We start from the raw sequence: 17,461 nt of genomic DNA, 5'->3' as shown, positions 1-17,461 counted from the left end.
CCGAGGCCCGAGAAGTTGCCGCCCATCAGACGCCGCAATTCGTAAATCAGCGCAATCGTGGTGACGGCCGCAATCGCCATGCCGATCATGCCGAACGCATTGCCACGCCGCGCCATTTTCGGGTTCGACAGCCCCTTGAGCGCCTGAATGAAACAGATCGACGCGACCAGATACAACAGCGTCACAAGATTCATGCTCATGTCAGTGCGCTCCCTTTGCTGCGGCTTCGTCGTTGGCCGCCGTCTTTGCCGGGGCCTTGTCTTTCTTCTTGAACATCTCCAGCATGCGCTGCGTGACGAGGAAGCCCCCGAACACGTTGACCGCCGCGAGCGCGACAGCGACGACGCCCATCGTCTTGCCGAGGTTGCCTTCGGTGAGGCCCGCGGCGAGCATCGCGCCCACGATCACGATGGCCGAGATCGCATTCGTCACCGCCATGAGCGGCGTGTGCAGCGCCGGTGTGACGTTCCACACCACGTGATAGCCGACGTATACCGCCAGCACGAAGATGATCAGATTGATCACCGTGTGATTGATCATTTCCATTCTTGTGTCTCCCCCTTACGCCGCACGCAGGACCTGACCGTCGCGGCACATCAGACACGCGGCGACGATGTCGTCGTTGGTATCGATGACGAGCTTGTTTTCCTTGTCGATCACCAGCTTGAGGAAGTCGAGCACGTTGCGTGCATAGAGCGCCGAGGCGTCCGCCGCGACCATACCTGCGAGGTTGGTGTAGCCCGCAATCGTCACGCCATGGACCTTGACGACCTCGTCGGCCACCGACAGCGGGCAGTTGCCGCCGCCGTTTGTACCGCGTCCCGCCGCCAGATCGATAATCACCGAACCGGGCTTCATGGCCTTGACGGTGTCTTCGGCGATTAACGTCGGTGCGGCACGGCCCGGAATCAGTGCGGTGGAGATGACGATGTCCGCTTGCGTGAGGCGCGTATGCACCAGCTGCGCCTGACGCGCGAGCCAGGCCGCCGGCATCGGACGCGCATAGCCGCCCACCCCCTTCGCAATCTCGCGCTCTTCGTCGGTTTCAAAGGGCACGTCGATGAACTTGGCGCCGAGCGATTCGATCTGCTCGCGCACAGCCGGACGCACGTCCGACGCTTCAATCACCGCGCCCAGCCGCTTGGCCGTCGCAATCGCCTGCAAGCCTGCGACGCCCGCGCCCAGCACGACCAGACGCGCGGCCTTGACCGTCCCGGCCGCCGTCATGAGCATCGGCATGAAGCGTTGATAGAGGTTCGCGGCCAGCATCACGGCCTTGTAGCCCGCGATATTGGCCTGCGAGGAGAGCACGTCCATGCTTTGCGCGCGGGTAGTGCGCGGCGCGGCTTCCAAAGCGAAACCGATGATGCCCGCAGCCGCCATGCGCGCGTTGTTCTCGGCGTCGAACGGATTGAGCATGCCGACGACCACAGCGCCACGAGGCATGTGCGCGATCTCGGCGACCGACGGCGCGCGGACCTTTAGCACCATCTCGGCGCCGAACGCCTCGGCAGCACTGCCGTTCGACGCCCCCGCCGCGACATACGCCGCATCGGGTACGCTCGCCGCCTCACCGGCGCCGTGCTCCACAGTGACGCGATGCCCTGCGCTCACCAGCTTCTTCACCGTTTCCGGTGTGGCCGCGACGCGGGATTCGCCGCCGGCCGTCTCCTTTGGAATGCCAATATGCATAGTTATTGTCTCGGGGTCTGAGCCCCTGTCGTGTTATGAAACTCAGGCCGCAGCGACTCGCGGCGGCTGCATCGAACGCCCTTCATTGGCCGCTTCGAAGCAACGCACCTTGGTGCAGTGAATCAGGTCGCACAAGAATTCCGGCTCATAGGCGCGCAGCAGGTGCGGCTGGTGGCCGTCGAGGTAAGCCCCGATCATCACCAGCTCGGCCATGCGCAACGCCTGCGCCGAAACGCCTTCGAGATACGCCAGCGGCAAATCTTGATTGCCAGTGGTGTGCAGCAAACGGGTGTAGGTATGGTTATCCCAATACCAGTCCAGACCCAGTTCGACGAACGCGTTGTTGAACGCATGCAGATGTGCGTTGGCAACCGGTGCCAGGGCGGCGGGTTTGATATGCGTTTCGATGACCGACATGATGGCGTCTCCCAAAATAGTGATCGTCTGAACCCGCGTAACGCCTGACATGACACCGTCGCTTTCGCTTTGCTGTCACACCACTTTCATGCGGGCTGTCATTGCAGCAGTCATTGAAGATTACGCAGCCCGACATATAAAAGACAGTTAAAGTTAATTATGCAAACCATCAACGATTACTTATACTTTCCGGAGAACGCTTTGCTGGTGAACGACACGCCGTAGCGCGTTGCCACCGCTCCCCTAACTGGATGCCCGCCGCATGAAACACGCCACGCTCCGTCAGTTGAAAGTCTTCGAAACCGTGGCGCGCCATCTGAGCTTTTCGCGCGCCGCCGAAGAACTTCACCTCACGCAACCGGCCGTCTCGACACAGGTCAAGCAACTCGAGACACACGCCGGAATTGCGCTCTTCGAGCAACTGGGCAAGAAGATTTTCCTCACCCCGGCGGGCACCGAAATGCTCCACTACAGCCGCGCCATCATTGCGCTCTTTCGCGAAACCGAAGAGGCGATGGATCACCTCAAGGGCATTACGGGCGGCAAACTCAACGTGGCCGTCATCAGCGCGGGCGATTACTTTTTTCCCCGGCTGCTCGCGGCATTCACCGTGCGCCATCCCGGCGTCACGCTCAACCTCACGGTCCATAACCGCGAGGAACTGTTGCACCAACTCACCGAAAACCTCACCGATCTGGCGGTGATGGTGCGTCCGCCCCACGAGATCGACACGATCAACGAAGCGTTCGCGCCGCACCCGTACATCATCGTCGCGCCGCCCGGACATCCGCTCGCCGGTCAGAAACAGATTCCGTTTTCACGACTGAAAGAAGAACCGTTCATCAGCCGCGAGCGCGGATCCGACACGTGGAATTCCTTGCAGGACGCGTTCGGTCATCGCACCCCGCAACTGAAGATCGCCATGGAGATCGCCAGTACGGAAACCATCAAGCAGGCGGTGGTGGCGGGCATGGGGATCAGCTTCCTGTCCGCGCACACCGTCGGCATGGAATTGCAGACGGGGCAGTTGACGGTGCTCGACGTGCAGGGCTTTCCGGCGTGGCAAAGCTGGTATGTCGTGCACCGTCGCAGCAAGCGGCTGCCGCCGGTCGCGCAAGCCTTCCGCGAATTCCTGCTGGCCGAAGGCGCCACGCTCATCGACGGTATGATGGCTTACAAAAGCCCCGTGCCGCCGCCCGCGGGCAGCGACACGAATTAAGCCGACGGCAAACCGTCAACACTGACCAACAGCCGCCAGCCACCCCGAATGCCCAGGCAGATCACGGATCTGCCGAATGAAAAAGGGCGATCGACTCAGGCCATTGCCACCCCGGCCGACCACCGTGAAATCGGTTGCTTTGTGCGACGAAGCACTTACCCGCTTACTCGCTTACCCTCCCATGCGGTTGGCCAGCGTCCCCAGTCCGTCGATGCTCACCTCCACCAGCGCGCCCTCTTTCATCGAGCCCACGCCAATCGACGTGCCCACCGCGATCACGTCGCCGGGCAGCAGCGTCATGTCCTGAGACAGGCGCGCGACGAGCTGCCACGGGTTGAAGATCATGTCCGCGAGCGCATAGCGCTGACGCTCCGTACCGTCGAGCGTCGTGACCAGTTCCGCCTCGCGCCAATCGAAGTTCTCGGCAATGACCGGGCCGAGGCAGCCGAACGTGTCGAAGCCTTTGGCACGCGTCCACTGCGCGAAATTGCCGTCCTGCTCGATGATTTCAGCGGCTGTGACGTCGTTGACCAGCGTGTATCCGAGGATGTAATCGCGTGCCGCTTCCTCGCTCACGTTGCTCGCGCGCTTGCCGATCACCACGCCAAGCTCGCCCTCGAAGACGATCTTCCCGGCATACGACGCCGGACGCCGGATCACGGCGTCGGGCCCGTTGAGCGTGGTCGCAGGTTTGATGAGAAAGAGGGGATGCGACGGCGCGGCCTTGCCGAGCTTCGCGCCGAGCGCGTGAAAGTTATTCCAGAGCGCCACGATTTTCGAAGGCTCGCACGGGCACAGCAGATCGACCGCGTCGCGCGCAATCGTCGCGCCCGTGGCGACCGGCCGATCGTAGAGATCGCCGCGATGTTCGAGAATGTGATCGCCCTGCAGCAGGCCAAAGCCGATGCGGCCATGCGCGGTTTTGAAACGGGTCCAGAGCTTCATACGTTTGCCATTCCTGTAACGGCCCGGCGGCACGGCAACGTTCGCCATGTGCGCGCCGGACGCGATGTCTTGAAGTCATTCACGTCGGCCTCATGCCGGCACTTGAGCGCGCTTACGCCCCGCGAACATTCAACGGGGCGCCAGCGCGTCAAACCGCGCCGACTTCGCGCAGCGCAGCGATTTGCTGCAAGCTGTAGCCGAACTCCGAGAGCACGTCGTCGGTGTGCTCACCGAGCAGCGGCGAGCGCTCCACATGCGTGGGGCTGTCGGAGAGCTTGATCGGATTGCCGACGGTGAGGTACTTGCCGCGCTTCGGGTGATCGACTTCGACGATGGTGCCGGTCTCGCGCAACGACATATCCTCGGCAATCTCCTTCATCGACAGGATCGGGCCGCACGGAATGTCGTACTCATTGAGGATCGCCATGACGTCGAACTTCGTCTTCGTCATGGTCCATTGCTCGATGGTGTCGAAGATCTCGCGCAGACGCGGCAGCCGTGCACGCGGCGTGGCGTACTCCGAGTGCTCGACCCACTCGGGCTTGCCGATCACCTTGCAGATCGCGCCCCACACAGGCGCCTGCGTGATGAAGTAGATGTACGCGTTCGGGTCCGTCTCCCAGCCCCGGCATTTAAGAATCCAGCCCGGCTGACCGCCCCCCGACGCATTGCCGGCGCGCGGCACCGCATCGCCGAACGCGCCATTGGGATACTGCGGATACTCTTCCATTACCCGGGCGCGCTCGAGACGCTGCTGATCGCGCAGCTTCACGCGGCACAGGTTCAGCACGCCGTCCTGCATGGCGGCGAGCACACGCTGCCCCTGCCCCGTCATCGTGCGCTGATACAGCGCGGTGACGATGCCGAGCGCCAGATGCAGGCCCGTGCCGGAGTCGCCGATCTGGGCGCCTGTGACCATCGGAGGGCCGTCGTCGAAACCGGTCGTCGACGCCGCACCGCCCACGCACTGCGCCACGTTCTCGTAGACCTTGCAGTCCTGATACGGACCGGGGCCGAAGCCCTTGACCGATGCGACGATCATGCGCGGGTTCAGCGCATGAATGTGCTCCCACGTGAAGCCCATGCGATCGAGTGCGCCAGGCGCGAAGTTCTCCACGAGCACGTCGCAGTCGCGAATCATGCGCTCGAGCACCGCCTTGCCTTCCGGGTGCTTCGTATCGAGCGTGATCGAGCGCTTGTTGCTGTTGAGCATCGTGAAGTAGAGGCTGTCCGCGTCGGGGATGTCACGCAACTGATCTCGCGTGACGTCGCCATGCCCGGCGCGTTCGATCTTGATTACGTCTGCGCCGAACCAGGCCAACAACTGCGTACACGTCGGCCCGGATTGCACATGCGTGAAGTCGAGAATGCGCACACCTTCGAGTGCCTTGCCCATAATCGTCTCCGCTCAGCGAGTCGCCCGGGCATCGGTGCCCGTGACATGGACCGAATGCCGGGTCTGCGCGCGGTTTGCGGCGCGAGCCGGAAGCTGCTGAACGTGCGTGCCACCTGTGGGGCTGGCTTCGCGCCGGATGCTGGCGACGGTGAACATGGTTTGTCTCCTCCTGATGCGACGGCGTTTATGTAATAGGTGTGCGAGACGCGCCTGAAAGCGGTCTGAATGCAGCGATACCAACGGGCCTCGCCGGATCTGACGGCGGTCGTCGCCTCTTCGGGCGCCATCCCTTCCGTCGATCGAATCTTCTGATATACGGTATTTCATACACGATATTTTATCAACGGCTTTTTGTTGCCGATGCGATTTGCTGTGTCGCGGCATTCTTCGCCGGAAATCGCGCAGATCCCGATGAACAAAGGGCCTGCGCACTGCAACATCGTGCGAGTGGAATCAACGGGCTACGGGTTTACAGGCATGTGACTGGGCGTCCCCCCTGTTTTCGTCCGCTGAAAAGCAAAAAGCACCGATGCGCGTCACGCATCGGTGCTTCTTTCGATATCAGGCGGAGGGAGTGCCGCTAGCGTCGCGCTAACGGCGCTGTCGCCAGATCAGTTAGCCATTGCCGCCAGCTTCGCTTCGAGTTCCGTCACGCGCTTGCGCAGTTGACGGTCCTCCTGAAAACGCGCGGTCTCGTCCCGAATCACGGCGACGATGCCGGTGACTTCGCCGTCGGCGCCATGCAGCAGCGCCACGGTGAACGCAATCGACATGGCACGGCCATCCTTGTGCGCGGCAGGCACCTTGAGCAAGTCGCTGCCGTACTTGGTCTGCCCCGTCTCCATCGTCTTGGCATAGCCTTCGTTGTGACGTGCCCGCAGCCGCTCGGGGATGATGATGTCCAGCGGCTGCCCGAGCGCCTCGTCCGCCGAGAAACCGAACATCTTCTGCGCGCCGGCATTCCACAACGTGATGATGTTGTTCGGGTCGGCGACGACGATGGCGTCGCCCACCGCTTGCACCAACTGGTTGACGTCGACGGATGCGCTCATGATGCCTCCAATAGTTTTGTGGGGAATGCGATTGGCACGACTGACAAACATGCCAACAAATTACATCAATTAGAGGACAACCCGGTCCCGAAAATAAAAACGGGCGCCCGCTCCGCGGAGCCGCACCCGTGAACACCTTGACCGCGAGCGCGCGCACCGTCACCGCCCGAAGGCGGCAACGGTGCATGCGGCACGACAACGTTTGCTTATCGGTTCGTTCAGCCGGCTCGAAACGGACTTACACCGAACGCGACGTGTGCAGGTTCGCGATCTGGTCCTTGCTGTAACCCAGCTCGGCCAGAATCTCGTCGGTGTGCTCGCCCAGCAGCGGCGAACCCGTGATTTCCGGCTTCAGGCCCGAGAACTTGATCGGGCTGCCGACGGTCAGGTACGAACCGCGTTCCTTGTGCGGCACTTCCACGATCGTGCCCGAAGCGCGCAGCGACGGATCGTTGGCGATTTCCTTCATCGACAGCACCGGCGCACACGGGATATCGAACTTGCGCAGGATGTCGACCGCTTCGTACTTCGTCTTGTCGGCCAGCCATGCTTCGATGGTCGCGAAGATATCGAAGATGTGCGGTTGACGGGCTTGTGCCGTGGCGTAGTTCGGATCGGTGATCCATTCCGGCTTGCCCAGCGCGCGGCAGATCGGTTCCCAGGCGTGACCTTGAATCGTGAAGTAGATGTACGCGTTCGGGTCCGTCTCCCAGCCTTTGCACTTGAGCACCCAGCCCGGCTGACCGCCACCGCCGGCGTTACCGCCGCGCGGCACCACGTCGCTGAACTCGCCGTGCGGGTACTGCGGATACTCTTCGAGGTAGCCGATACGGTCCAGACGCTGCTGGTCGCGCAGCTTCACACGGCACAGGTTGATGACGGAATCCTGCATCGAGACGGCCACCTTCTGACCACGGCCCGTCTGGCCGCGGCCGATGAGCGCCGTCAGAATGCCGATCGCCAGGTGCATGCCGGTGTTGCTGTCGCCGAGCGCGGCGGCCGACACCGTCGGGGGGCCGTCCCAGAAACCCGTCGTCGAGGCAGCGCCGCCTGCGCACTGCGCCACGTTCTCATAAACCTTCAGGTCATCGTAATGGTGACCATCCGAGAAGCCCTTGACCGAGGCCACGATCAGCTTCGGGTTCAGCTCGTTCAGACGCTCCCACGTGAAGCCCATGCGGTCCAGTGCGCCCGGGGCGAAGTTCTCGACGAGAACGTCCGACTCCTTGACCAGCTTCTCGAGCACTTCCTTGCCTTCCTGCGTCTTCGTATCCAGCGTCAGCGAGCGCTTGTTGCTGTTGAGCATCGTGAAGTACAAGGCATCGGCGTCGGGAATGTCGCGCAGTTGGTTACGCGTGACGTCGCCCGAACCCGGGCGCTCCACCTTGATCACGTCTGCGCCGAACCAGGCCAGCAGCTGCGTACATGCCGGGCCGGCCTGCACGTGCGTGAAGTCGATGATCTTGATTCCTTCGAGGGGTTTGCTCATGTCATGTCTCCTTGATTGACTCGGCTTACTTTTTCATCGCCGCGCTTTGCGGATTCAGATTCGTCAGACGGCCGCTCTCGGTGCCTGCGGCTTCGTCGATGACGGCGTTGATCAGGGTCGGCTTGCCCGAGGCGATGGACGCTTCGAGAGCCTTCGTCAGTTCTTCCGGCGTCGTCACGTTGTAGCCAATGCCGCCGAACGCTTCGATCATCTTGTCGTAGCGCGCGCCCTTGACGAACACCGTCGGGGCCACGTCCTTGCCGCCCGTCGGGTTGACATCGGTACCGCGATACACGCCGTTGTTATTGAAGATGATGGTGGTGACCGGCAGCTCGTAACGGCAGATGGTTTCGAGTTCCATGCCGCTGAAGCCGAATGCGCTGTCGCCCTCGATGGCCACGACCGGCAAGCCGCTCGTGACGGCCGCGCCGATGGCGAAGCCCATGCCGATGCCCATCACGCCCCACGTACCCGAGTCGAAGCGCTTGCGCGGCTGGTACTGGTCGATGATGCTGCGGGCGTAGTCGAGCGTGTTCGCGCCCTCGTTGACGAGGTTGATGTCCGGGTGCTGCTTGAGCACATCGCGAATCGCGCCGAGTGCGCTGTGGAAGTTCATCGGCGACGGATTCTGCGCAAGCGTTGCCGCCATCTTCGCCAGGTTCTTGTTCTTGCGCTCTGCAATCGCGCCGGTCCACTCGGTGGACGGCTTGCCGAAGTTGGCGTCCACGCCCGCGAGCAAGGCCTTCACGCACGAACCGATATCACCGATCACCGGCGCAGCGATTGCCACGTTGCTGTCGATTTCCGTCGGCGAGATGTCGATCTGCACGAACTTCTTCGGTGCCGCGCCCCACGTCTTGCCCTTGCCATGGGCAAGCAGCCAGTTCAGGCGCGCGCCGATCAGCACGACGACGTCGGCTTCCTGAAGCACGAACGAGCGCGCAGCCGAGGCCGATTGCTCATGCGTGTCGGGCAGCAGGCCCTTGGCCATCGACATCGGCAGGTACGGAATGCCTGTCTTCTCGACAAGCGCGCGGATGTCTGCGTCGGCTTGTGCATACGAAGCGCCCTTGCCCAGCAGAATCAGCGGACGCTTGGCGCCCTTGATAACGTCGAGCGCGCGTTGCACGGCGTCCTGCGCCGGGATCTGACGCGGTGCGGCGTCGATCACGCGGATCAGCGAATCCTTGGCCTTCTGTGCATCGATGGTCTGGGCCAGCAGCTTGGCCGGCAGATCCAGATAGACGCCGCCGGGACGACCCGACACGGCGGCACGGATCGCGCGGGCCAGGCCAACGCCAATATCCTCGGCGTGCAGCACGCGGTAGGCGGCTTTGCAATACGGCTTGGCCGCATTGAGCTGATCCATTTCTTCGTAATCGCCCTGCTGCAAGTCGACGATCTCACGCTCGCTCGAGCCGCTGATGAGAATCATCGGGAAGCAGTTGGTGGTCGCGTTGGCGAGTGCCGTCAGACCGTTCAGGAAGCCGGGCGCAGACACCGTCAGGCAGATGCCCGGCTTTTGCGTCATGTAGCCGGCGATGGCGGCCGCGTGGCCGGCATGCTGCTCATGGCGGAAGCCAATGAAACGCATGCCTTCGGCTTGCGCAAGACGGGCCAGATCGGTGATGGGAATCCCCACCAGACCGAAGATGGTGTCGATGTCGTTCGCTTTCAGGGCATCGATGACCAGATGGAAACCATCGGTCGTTGCTGCCTCGGACACGATGTTCGCGTGTCGGCTGTTGTCTTTGAGCGTGTCGCCCGCGGTGTCGTTTTCCGCCTTGCCGACTGGCACGGTCATCGCAATGGACATAATTCTCTCCTCCAATTTTTCCGGTTTCAGTGTTGCGTCGTCTTGTCTGACGATTAGTGGGTATTCCCGTACTGCTTCTCTACTTGCTCATCCGGGCGTGCAACCGAACCCGTGAGGGCCCGGATTGCACGCCGGTCAAACATGTCTCTAATCAATTCAGCCAGTCTGCTTTCATGCGTAGGACTACTTAATTTCAAGATGCCGTATCGAGTTCGCGTTACGTGGTGCTGCGGCTCAGATCCGCAGCTTTTACGACCGGCTCACTCGCCTGCTCCTTGTAGTCACTCGCGTAACGTTGCGCCAGACGGGCACGCATCGGCTTGAGGACGAACAAGGCAAGGAAGGCAGCGAAGGCATTCATGGCACAGGCAACCATAAACACGGCCTGCCAGCTACCGGTCATCGAGGTGATGACACTCGAGAAGGGCACCAGCAAAGCGGCGGTCCCCTTCGCGGTGTACAACATCCCCGCGTTGGTGGCGGCATACTTCGAGCCATACGTGTCGGCGCAGGTCGCCGGGAACAAGCTGTAGATCTCACCCCAGGCGAAGAACACCAGGCCGGTCAGGAGCACGAAGGCCACCGGGTGCTGGCCATACTTCGCCAGCGCATAGATCCCCACGGCTTCCATCGCGAAGGCGATGAACATCGTGTTTTCCCGGCCGATCTTGTCCGAAATCCAGCCGAACACCGGACGCGTCACCCCGTTGAGCACACGGTCGATGGCCAGTGCGAAGGTGAGTGCGGGCAGTGTGAGGCCGAGAAGCGAGACAGGCGCCTGATCCAGACCGTAGTCCTTGGCGATCGGGCCGAGCTGTGCCGTTGCCATCAGACCGCCAGCGGCCATCAGCACGAACATCAGATACATCAGCCAGAACACCGGGGAGCGCATGACTTCCGTCGGCTTGGCGTTGTAGCGCATTGCCCCCGGCGCCAGCTTCTTGAGTGCTTCGATCGATGCGGGCGGACTCGCGAGCGCCAGACCCAGCACCAGCACGATGATCCCCTGGCCCAGACCGAAGGTCAGGAAGGTGTTCTCGTAGCCGCTGGACTTGATCATGTTGGCGATCGGTACCACGGTCAGTGCCGAACCGGCGCCGAAACCGGCAGCGGTAATGCCCGCGGCGAGACCGCGACGATCCGGGAACCACTTCAGCGCGTTACCCACGCAGGTGCCATACACCGCACCGGCGCCGACACCGCCCACCGCCGCTGCGAAATACAGCATCGGCAGGGATGAGGCATAGGCGTTGAGCACCCATGCGATACCGCACAGCAAACCGCCGCCGACCACGACAGGGCGCGGGCCGAACTTGTCGACCAGATACCCTTCGATCGGCACCAGCCAGGTTTCCGTCACGACGAAAATCGTGAACGCCACCTGAATGGCCGTACGGCCCCAGTGATACTTCTCATCGATCGGGTTGACGAACAGCGTCCACCCATACTGCAAGTTGGCGATCATCGCCATGCAAATCACGCCGAACACGAGCTGAACCCAAGGGCTCGCGAACACGGATTGCTTGCCGTGTTGATTTGTCGTCTCCACTTGTACCTCCTCCATCGGTTTTCAGTTGTTTGGCAGCTTCACAACAACAACACCTTCCGGATGGGGTCTACGCCCCCTGGGTATGCTTTACGAGGTCTTCGCCTCGTCGACTTGGTCTCTGATGCTCACGGGGTCCATTGCATTTCCCGTAAATATACCGAACGAAATATACGATATATCAGATATAAGTCAACACTAATTTATCGCTGTCCTCGTTTCTCACCTCGCGTGCCGAAGTCGTTTTCGTCCATTGCAGCGAAAACAACTACGGCACGCGAGGCACTGTTCTAAGTGGCGGCTAGATACAGTAACGCCACTGTAGGACGGAGCAGCGCAACAACGCAATGCGAAAACACTAAGGAGTTAACCTGATCCGAGAAGCATACCAAATAAGGCGCTCAGGCCTTTTATATCGGGCTCCTTCGGATTTTTTAAAACGAGCACAAAGCGATATTTATGTTATTTTTTCTCACAATACACCCGCTTGTTCGATCCCCCGCTGTCGCTGTAACACACCGTAATAATTCGCTCGTCGAACGCCGTCCGGCATTTCACAGATGCATTTCATGCCCGCCACGCTCACACATCGGAAAGACGGTTTTGCCCGCATCCTCGGGGAAACCATGAGACCAAATGGACCGGGAAGGCTTGGCGCTATTCCCTGTGTGATATACGATATACAACATTTGGTATTAGAAAAATAAACGGCCAATACCAGGCCCCAGGTTTCGATTGACCTTTGGAGGGAGAGACTTCATGAAGATTTGCATCTATGGCGCCGGTGCCATCGGTGGCTATCTCGGCGTGCAACTCGCGCGCGCCGGAGCCGATGTCAGTCTGGTGGCACGTGGCCCGCATCTGGCGGCCATGCGCGAGCACGGACTCAAGTTGCTCATCGACGGCGAAGAACGCGTCGCCCAATTGCGCTGCACGGACGATGCGCGCGAACTCGGGCATCAGGACTACGTGATCATCGCCCTGAAAGCACACTCGGTACCGTCGGTACTCGACGCGATGCAGCCGCTGATCGGCCCGAATACGGCCGTCGTCACGGCCGTGAACGGCATCCCCTACTGGTATTTCTATAAGCACGGCGGCGCCCTCGAAGGCTCGACGCTCGAGAGCATCGATCCGGGTGGCCGTCAGTGGCAACAGCTCGGCCCCGAGCGCGCGATCGGTTGCGTCGTCTATCCGGCGACCGAGGTCGTTGCACCGGGTGTGATCCAGCACGTCTACGGCAATAAATTCCCGCTCGGCGAAGCCAGCGGCGAGCGCACCGAGCGGGTCGAAAAGCTCTCGCAACTGATGACTGCGGGCGGCCTCGATGCGCCGATTCGCGAGAATATCCGCGACGAGATCTGGCTTAAGCTCTGGGGCAATCTCTGCTTCAATCCGATCTCCGCGCTGACGCACGGCACGCTCGACATCATTGCAAGCGATCCAGGCACGCGCGCCGTGGCACGCGCCATGATGCTCGAAGCCAAAGCCATCGGCGACAAGTTCGGCGTGCATTTCCGCGTGGATGTCGAGCGCCGGATCAACGGCGCAGGTGCCGTGGGCGCGCACAAAACGTCGATGCTCCAGGATCTCGAACGCGATCGCGCCATGGAAATCGATCCGCTCGTCTCCGTCGTGCAGGAAATGGGGCGGCTGGCGAATGTCCCGACACCCACGCTCGATGTCGTGCTCGCGCTTATCAAGCAGCGCGAGTTCATGACGAAACCCGATGCCGTGGCGGCCGCGCAGGAGCGCCTGGCCAAAGCGGCGTGACGTGATTCGACGCCGGCGTGGTTTCCCGGAAACACCGGATCGCGGGGCATGACCTCGTGCCCTGCCCGAATCCGCACTGACTATATATAGAGAGAGGGGGAGCGACGAAGCGAAACGTTCTGTCCCAGCCCCGCCATCGCTCTCGCGTGCCGCCACCGGACCTCCGGTCGCGGCCGGTTTTTTTTGCCGGACGTTCCTGTGCGGCGCGTTCGATAATGCGCCTGGCCACCCAATACCGGATGTGGTTTCGCGGCAACGCAATAACGTGCATTTGCGCCACCCGAAAGCATCGCCTGATTCACCCGGAACTGCGCGCGCCACTGGCGTCCCGAAATCCGAATCATTGCAAGCCCGACGGAGATCCCAGGAGGTTCATCCCCACCATCGACACAACCCCGCACTATCGGAAAAAGAGACAAATCCGAGCCGTGAAAGCGTAGTGTGACGTGAAGGACGTCCCGAAAAACGATAAATTTTGATATTCGGTATGTGGTATATCTTGAGACTTGTTGCGGCGCGACATACAATGCAAAGCAAGTTCTCCCCCACATATCGACCCGTCAACCTTTATCAGGAGTGTCACCATGTTAGTCGCTGCACTTACTCTGCTCGCCCTGGCTTCCGCCCTCGCCGCCGGTGTCGCCATGGTTCATCTGTTCGTCGCACTGCCCGCCAAGATGCTCGAAAAAGCCGAAACGAATGGCCGCTTCGCTTACCTGGCGGAAACCACGCAGGCAAACGAATCGGGTAAACTCGTCACGAAGCCGGCAACCATCGTGGGGCAGCAAGCATTGCGCCTCTGAAGGGGCCGTAATACCTAGGAGACTATTGCATGTCCCTGATCACCCCAACTCCGGCGCGCGTGACTCCGCTCGCGCTGGAGCCGATCGACACCACCACGAGTTTTCGCAATCAGGCGTATGCGCTGCTGAAAAAAGCCATCGCCGATGCCGATATCTATAACCAGAAGGAAGAAATTCGCCTGGACGAGCGTCAGCTCATCCAGGTGCTTGGCGTTTCGCGCACGCCGATTCGTGAAGCCATGACCCTGCTGGAACAGGAAGGCTTTCTGCGTACGGTGCCGCGCCGGGGCATTTTCATCATCCGCAAGACCAAGCGTGAAATCGTCGAGATGATCCAGATGTGGGCTGCCCTTGAAGGCATGTCGGCGCGTCTGGCCACGTTGAATGCGAGCGATGAAGAAATCGCCAAGCTGCGTCACCTGTTCGACGAGTTCGTCAATGCACCGCCGACGGATCATATTGAAGAGTATTCGGACGCGAACATCGACTTTCATCAGGCATTGATCAATCTCGGCGGCTCGCAGGCCATCGCCAATACGATCAAGAACCTGTTTATTCATGTGCGCGCCATCCGCAAGGTGACGATCGCTCAGAACGACCGGGCCGCTCGCTCGATCGTCGATCATCTGAAGATCATTACCGCCCTCGAAAAGCGCGATACGGAACTCGCCGAAAAACTTGCACGCGACCATACGCTCGGTCTGGCCGCCTTCGTTGAAGAGCACTGCGACTTCCTCGAATAAGCGACGGCATTCGCGCGACGCACTTAGGGTGCGTCATGAAAAAGCCAGTGATGTGCAAGCGTCACTGGCTTTTTTCTTGTCCCTTCGCGGCGGCTTTCCCCCGCCCCTCCCGCTTTGCCATGCGATGTCGGCCTCTCTTGCCGAGCCCGCTTCATCCGCTTCATCCGCTGCATTTTCCCCCTCCCGAATTCGGGTAAACGATCCCGCCAAATCCGGCTCGACGCTATTGCACGTATACCATATATCATATATCGTGTTTTACATACTGACCGTAGATTGACGAAGTGAGCACGGGCGAGAGGCCGACCTCGTGCGACATATGGTGGGGGCTATGTGTCGCACGCTCGTTCGGCGCCGCGCTGATCGCTAGACCCGAGCAGCGTCGCCGGATGTGACCAATGGGTCTCTCGCCCCGGGGCAGGACAAGAACATATAACCACCCTCAGGCGCGCGGTTCCCCACCGTGCGCCAAACAGGAGACATCAGCCATGCGCGAGGCTTTTTCCATCGCGACGGTGCAAGCAATTCTGGACGCTCATGCGGCGCAGGAAGGCCCCCTCCTTCCGATCCTCCATGACGTTCAGGAAGCTTTCGGCTACGTTCCCCCGGATGCCGTATCCGTCATCGCCAATGCCCTCAACCTGTCTCGCGCCGAAGTGCATGGCGTGATCACGTTCTACCACCACTTCCGTACCAGCCCGCCGCCGCGACACGTGATTCAGATCTGTCGCGCCGAGGCGTGCCAGAGCATGGGCGCAGACGCACTCGTCGCCCACGCCGAGCGCGCGCTGGGATGCGCGATGCACAGCCACAGCGGCGACGTCGCCCTCGAACCGGTGTATTGCCTGGGCCAGTGCGCCACGTCCCCCGCGATCACCATCGACGACAAGCTGCACGCGCGCGTCACCCCCGAGAAATTCGACCGTCTGGTCGCCCGCGCCAAGGAAGCCGTATGAGCCAGTCCCCCACTTCCACCAAGACGGCAGCCGCGCCGGGCAAAGTCCGCCTTTATCTGCCGCGTGACTCCGCCGCCCTCGCACTCGGCGCCGATGAAGTCGCCCAGGCGATCACCGCACAAGCCGCGCAGCGCGGCATCGACATCGAGTTGATCCGCAACGGCACGCGCGGCATGCTCTGGCTCGAACCGCTGCTCGAAGTCGTGACCCCGGCGGGTCGCGTCGCCTATGGCCCGGTCGACGTCGACGACGTAGCGAGCCTGTTCGACGCCAATGTCACGTCCGGCGGCGATCATCCGCTCGCGCTCGGCCTGACCGAAGCGATTCCGTATTTCAAGAAGCAGGAACGGCTGACGTTCGCTCGCGTGGGCATCACCGACCCCGTCTCGGTCGACGATTACGTCGCACACGACGGCTATCGCGGCCTGCGCAACGCGCTGGCGATGGACGGTGCGGCCATCGTCGCGCAAGTGACCGAATCGGGCCTGCGCGGCCGTGGTGGCGCAGCGTTTCCGACCGGCATCAAATGGAAGACGGTACTGAACACGCCCGCCACGCAGAAGTACATCGTCTGCAACGCCGACGAAGGCGATTCGGGCACGTTCGCCGACCGCATGCTGATGGAAGGCGACCCGCTGGTGCTCGTCGAAGGCATGACGATTGCCGGCATTGCCGTAGGCGCCACGCGCGGCTACATCTACGTGCGCAGCGAATATCCGCACGCCATCGATGTGCTCAACGAAGCCATCGTGAACGCCAACCAGGCGGGCTACCTCGGCGAGAACATTCTCGACTCGGGCAAGACCTTCCATCTCGAAGTGCGCAAAGCCGCAGGCGCGTATGTCTGCGGCGAAGAAACGGCGCTGCTCGAAAGTCTCGAAGGCAAGCGCGGTGTGGTGCGCGCCAAGCCACCGCTGCCGGCCATCGAGGGCCTTTTCGGCCTGCCGACGGTTATCAACAACGTGATTTCGCTGGCGTCGGTGCCGATCATCATGGATCGCGGCGGCGAGTTCTATAAGAACTTCGGCATGGGACGCTCGCGCGGCACCCTGCCCATTCAGCTCGCGGGCAACATCAAGTACGGCGGCCTCATCGAAAAGGCTTTCGGCGTGACCTTGCGCGAGATCCTGTACGACTACGGCGGCGGTGCGATCACCGGACGAGCGCTGCGTGCGGTGCAGGTCGGCGGCCCGCTCGGCTCCTATCTGCCGGAATCGCAGTGGGATACCCCGCTCGATTACGAAGCGTTCGCTGCTCACTGGGCCGTGCTCGGCCACGGCGGCATCGTGGCGCACGACGACACCGTCGATCTGGCGAAGCTCGCTCGTTACGCGATGGAGTTCTGCACCATCGAATCGTGCGGCAAGTGCACGCCGTGCCGCATCGGCTCGACGCGCGGCGTCGAAGTGATGGACAGGATCATCGACGGTCGCGACCGTCCCAAGCAGATCAAGCTGCTGCGCGACCTGTGCGACACCATGCTCGCCGGCTCGCTGTGCGCGATGGGCGGCATGACGCCCTACCCCGTGCTGTCCGCGCTGAACCATTTCCCCGAAGACTTCGGCGCGGCCGAACCGTCGAACCTGCCGACCAAGGCCGCCTAGGAGACCCCCG

At 61.6% G+C, this 17,461-nt stretch carries 17 protein-coding genes; 6 read left to right on the top strand and 11 right to left on the bottom strand.

The window, feature by feature from the left end; all coding sequences use genetic code 11:
* The 4 genes from ACIPHM_RS10300 to ACIPHM_RS10285 form a co-directional block, all read right to left on the bottom strand.
* Window positions 1-200, bottom strand: a 200-nt coding sequence (locus ACIPHM_RS10300) for an NAD(P)(+) transhydrogenase (Re/Si-specific) subunit beta (protein WP_400327471.1), incomplete at its 3' end; no start/stop codon positions are given.
* A 1-nt stretch (window position 201) separates the two neighbouring features.
* Complete coding sequence (locus ACIPHM_RS10295; RefSeq protein ID WP_400327469.1) at window positions 202-546, bottom strand: NAD(P) transhydrogenase subunit alpha; 345 nt, start codon at window positions 544-546, stop codon at window positions 202-204.
* A 15-nt stretch (window positions 547-561) separates the two neighbouring features.
* Window positions 562-1,692: a Re/Si-specific NAD(P)(+) transhydrogenase subunit alpha gene (locus ACIPHM_RS10290; protein WP_400327467.1), complete on the bottom strand. Its 1,131-nt coding sequence runs from the start codon at window positions 1,690-1,692 to the stop codon at window positions 562-564.
* A gap of 42 nt (window positions 1,693-1,734) precedes the next feature.
* On the bottom strand, window positions 1,735-2,109 hold the full coding sequence (locus tag ACIPHM_RS10285) for a hypothetical protein (RefSeq protein WP_400327466.1): 375 nt from the start codon (window positions 2,107-2,109) through the stop codon (window positions 1,735-1,737).
* 262 nt (window positions 2,110-2,371) lie between these two features.
* Here ACIPHM_RS10285 and ACIPHM_RS10280 point away from each other — a divergent pair, with 262 nt between their 5' ends.
* Window positions 2,372-3,328 carry a LysR family transcriptional regulator gene (locus tag ACIPHM_RS10280; RefSeq protein ID WP_400327464.1) on the top strand — a complete coding sequence of 319 codons (957 nt, stop codon included), beginning with the start codon at window positions 2,372-2,374 and terminating at the stop codon, window positions 3,326-3,328.
* A 171-nt stretch (window positions 3,329-3,499) separates the two neighbouring features.
* On the opposite strand, the gene ACIPHM_RS10275 is transcribed toward ACIPHM_RS10280, so the two are convergent.
* From ACIPHM_RS10275 to oxlT, 7 genes are all read right to left on the bottom strand, one after another.
* Window positions 3,500-4,273, bottom strand: a complete 774-nt coding sequence (locus ACIPHM_RS10275) for a fumarylacetoacetate hydrolase family protein (RefSeq protein ID WP_400327463.1) — start codon at window positions 4,271-4,273, stop codon at window positions 3,500-3,502.
* A gap of 148 nt (window positions 4,274-4,421) precedes the next feature.
* Window positions 4,422-5,669 carry a formyl-CoA transferase gene (gene frc, locus ACIPHM_RS10270; RefSeq protein WP_400327461.1) on the bottom strand — a complete coding sequence of 416 codons (1,248 nt, stop codon included), beginning with the start codon at window positions 5,667-5,669 and terminating at the stop codon, window positions 4,422-4,424.
* Window positions 5,670-5,681: 12 nt separating this feature from the next.
* Window positions 5,682-5,825 carry a hypothetical protein gene (locus ACIPHM_RS10265; protein WP_400327459.1) on the bottom strand — a complete coding sequence of 48 codons (144 nt, stop codon included), beginning with the start codon at window positions 5,823-5,825 and terminating at the stop codon, window positions 5,682-5,684.
* A gap of 455 nt (window positions 5,826-6,280) precedes the next feature.
* Window positions 6,281-6,721, bottom strand: a complete 441-nt coding sequence (locus ACIPHM_RS10260; RefSeq protein WP_400327458.1) for a PAS domain-containing protein — start codon at window positions 6,719-6,721, stop codon at window positions 6,281-6,283.
* A gap of 238 nt (window positions 6,722-6,959) precedes the next feature.
* Window positions 6,960-8,210, bottom strand: coding sequence for a formyl-CoA transferase (gene frc / locus ACIPHM_RS10255; protein ID WP_400327456.1), 1,251 nt, complete (start codon window positions 8,208-8,210; stop codon window positions 6,960-6,962).
* A gap of 25 nt (window positions 8,211-8,235) precedes the next feature.
* Entirely contained in the window at window positions 8,236-10,026 is a 1,791-nt protein-coding gene (oxc, locus tag ACIPHM_RS10250) for an oxalyl-CoA decarboxylase (RefSeq protein WP_400327454.1), read from the bottom strand.
* 217 nt (window positions 10,027-10,243) lie between these two features.
* On the bottom strand, window positions 10,244-11,590 hold the full coding sequence (oxlT, locus tag ACIPHM_RS10245) for an oxalate/formate MFS antiporter (RefSeq protein WP_400327452.1): 1,347 nt from the start codon (window positions 11,588-11,590) through the stop codon (window positions 10,244-10,246).
* Window positions 11,591-12,331: 741 nt separating this feature from the next.
* Between oxlT and ACIPHM_RS10240 the strand changes: the two genes are divergently transcribed.
* The 5 genes from ACIPHM_RS10240 to ACIPHM_RS10220 all read left to right on the top strand — a co-directional run bounded on the left by ACIPHM_RS10240 (window position 12,332) and on the right by ACIPHM_RS10220 (window position 17,451).
* On the top strand, window positions 12,332-13,345 hold the full coding sequence (locus ACIPHM_RS10240; RefSeq protein ID WP_400327451.1) for a 2-dehydropantoate 2-reductase: 1,014 nt from the start codon (window positions 12,332-12,334) through the stop codon (window positions 13,343-13,345).
* A 584-nt stretch (window positions 13,346-13,929) separates the two neighbouring features.
* Window positions 13,930-14,148, top strand: coding sequence for a hypothetical protein (locus ACIPHM_RS10235; RefSeq protein ID WP_069343425.1), 219 nt, complete (start codon window positions 13,930-13,932; stop codon window positions 14,146-14,148).
* Window positions 14,149-14,177: 29 nt separating this feature from the next.
* Window positions 14,178-14,891 (top strand): GntR family transcriptional regulator, encoded by a 714-nt coding sequence (locus ACIPHM_RS10230; protein WP_400327449.1) that lies wholly within the window; start codon window positions 14,178-14,180, stop codon window positions 14,889-14,891.
* Between the two features lie 488 nt (window positions 14,892-15,379).
* Complete coding sequence (locus ACIPHM_RS10225; protein ID WP_400327447.1) at window positions 15,380-15,847, top strand: formate dehydrogenase subunit gamma; 468 nt, start codon at window positions 15,380-15,382, stop codon at window positions 15,845-15,847.
* Window positions 15,844-17,451 carry a formate dehydrogenase beta subunit gene (locus ACIPHM_RS10220; RefSeq protein ID WP_400327446.1) on the top strand — a complete coding sequence of 536 codons (1,608 nt, stop codon included), beginning with the start codon at window positions 15,844-15,846 and terminating at the stop codon, window positions 17,449-17,451. The genes ACIPHM_RS10225 and ACIPHM_RS10220 overlap by 4 nt, the downstream gene beginning before the upstream one ends.
* Window positions 17,452-17,461 lie beyond the last annotated feature (10 nt).

It is taken from the genome of Pandoraea sp. NPDC087047, from assembly GCF_044745225.1.
Taxonomy (GTDB): domain Bacteria; phylum Pseudomonadota; class Gammaproteobacteria; order Burkholderiales; family Burkholderiaceae; genus Pandoraea.
Note: the sequence above shows the minus strand (reverse complement) of the source record. Positions and strands in the feature narration are given on the sequence as shown.

Coding starts and splice junctions, on each gene's coding strand:
- ACIPHM_RS10295 (WP_400327469.1), bottom strand. CDS start 546: ATGGAAATGATCAATCACACGGTGATCAATCTGATCATCTTCGTGCTG.
- ACIPHM_RS10290 (WP_400327467.1), bottom strand. CDS start 1,692: ATGCATATTGGCATTCCAAAGGAGACGGCCGGCGGCGAATCCCGCGTC.
- ACIPHM_RS10285 (WP_400327466.1), bottom strand. CDS start 2,109: ATGTCGGTCATCGAAACGCATATCAAACCCGCCGCCCTGGCACCGGTT.
- ACIPHM_RS10280 (WP_400327464.1), top strand. CDS start 2,372: ATGAAACACGCCACGCTCCGTCAGTTGAAAGTCTTCGAAACCGTGGCG.
- ACIPHM_RS10275 (WP_400327463.1), bottom strand. CDS start 4,273: ATGAAGCTCTGGACCCGTTTCAAAACCGCGCATGGCCGCATCGGCTTT.
- frc (WP_400327461.1), bottom strand. CDS start 5,669: ATGGGCAAGGCACTCGAAGGTGTGCGCATTCTCGACTTCACGCATGTG.
- ACIPHM_RS10265 (WP_400327459.1), bottom strand. CDS start 5,825: ATGTTCACCGTCGCCAGCATCCGGCGCGAAGCCAGCCCCACAGGTGGC.
- ACIPHM_RS10260 (WP_400327458.1), bottom strand. CDS start 6,721: ATGAGCGCATCCGTCGACGTCAACCAGTTGGTGCAAGCGGTGGGCGAC.
- frc (WP_400327456.1), bottom strand. CDS start 8,210: ATGAGCAAACCCCTCGAAGGAATCAAGATCATCGACTTCACGCACGTG.
- oxc (WP_400327454.1), bottom strand. CDS start 10,026: ATGTCCATTGCGATGACCGTGCCAGTCGGCAAGGCGGAAAACGACACC.
- oxlT (WP_400327452.1), bottom strand. CDS start 11,590: ATGGAGGAGGTACAAGTGGAGACGACAAATCAACACGGCAAGCAATCC.
- ACIPHM_RS10240 (WP_400327451.1), top strand. CDS start 12,332: ATGAAGATTTGCATCTATGGCGCCGGTGCCATCGGTGGCTATCTCGGC.
- ACIPHM_RS10235 (WP_069343425.1), top strand. CDS start 13,930: ATGTTAGTCGCTGCACTTACTCTGCTCGCCCTGGCTTCCGCCCTCGCC.
- ACIPHM_RS10230 (WP_400327449.1), top strand. CDS start 14,178: ATGTCCCTGATCACCCCAACTCCGGCGCGCGTGACTCCGCTCGCGCTG.
- ACIPHM_RS10225 (WP_400327447.1), top strand. CDS start 15,380: ATGCGCGAGGCTTTTTCCATCGCGACGGTGCAAGCAATTCTGGACGCT.
- ACIPHM_RS10220 (WP_400327446.1), top strand. CDS start 15,844: ATGAGCCAGTCCCCCACTTCCACCAAGACGGCAGCCGCGCCGGGCAAA.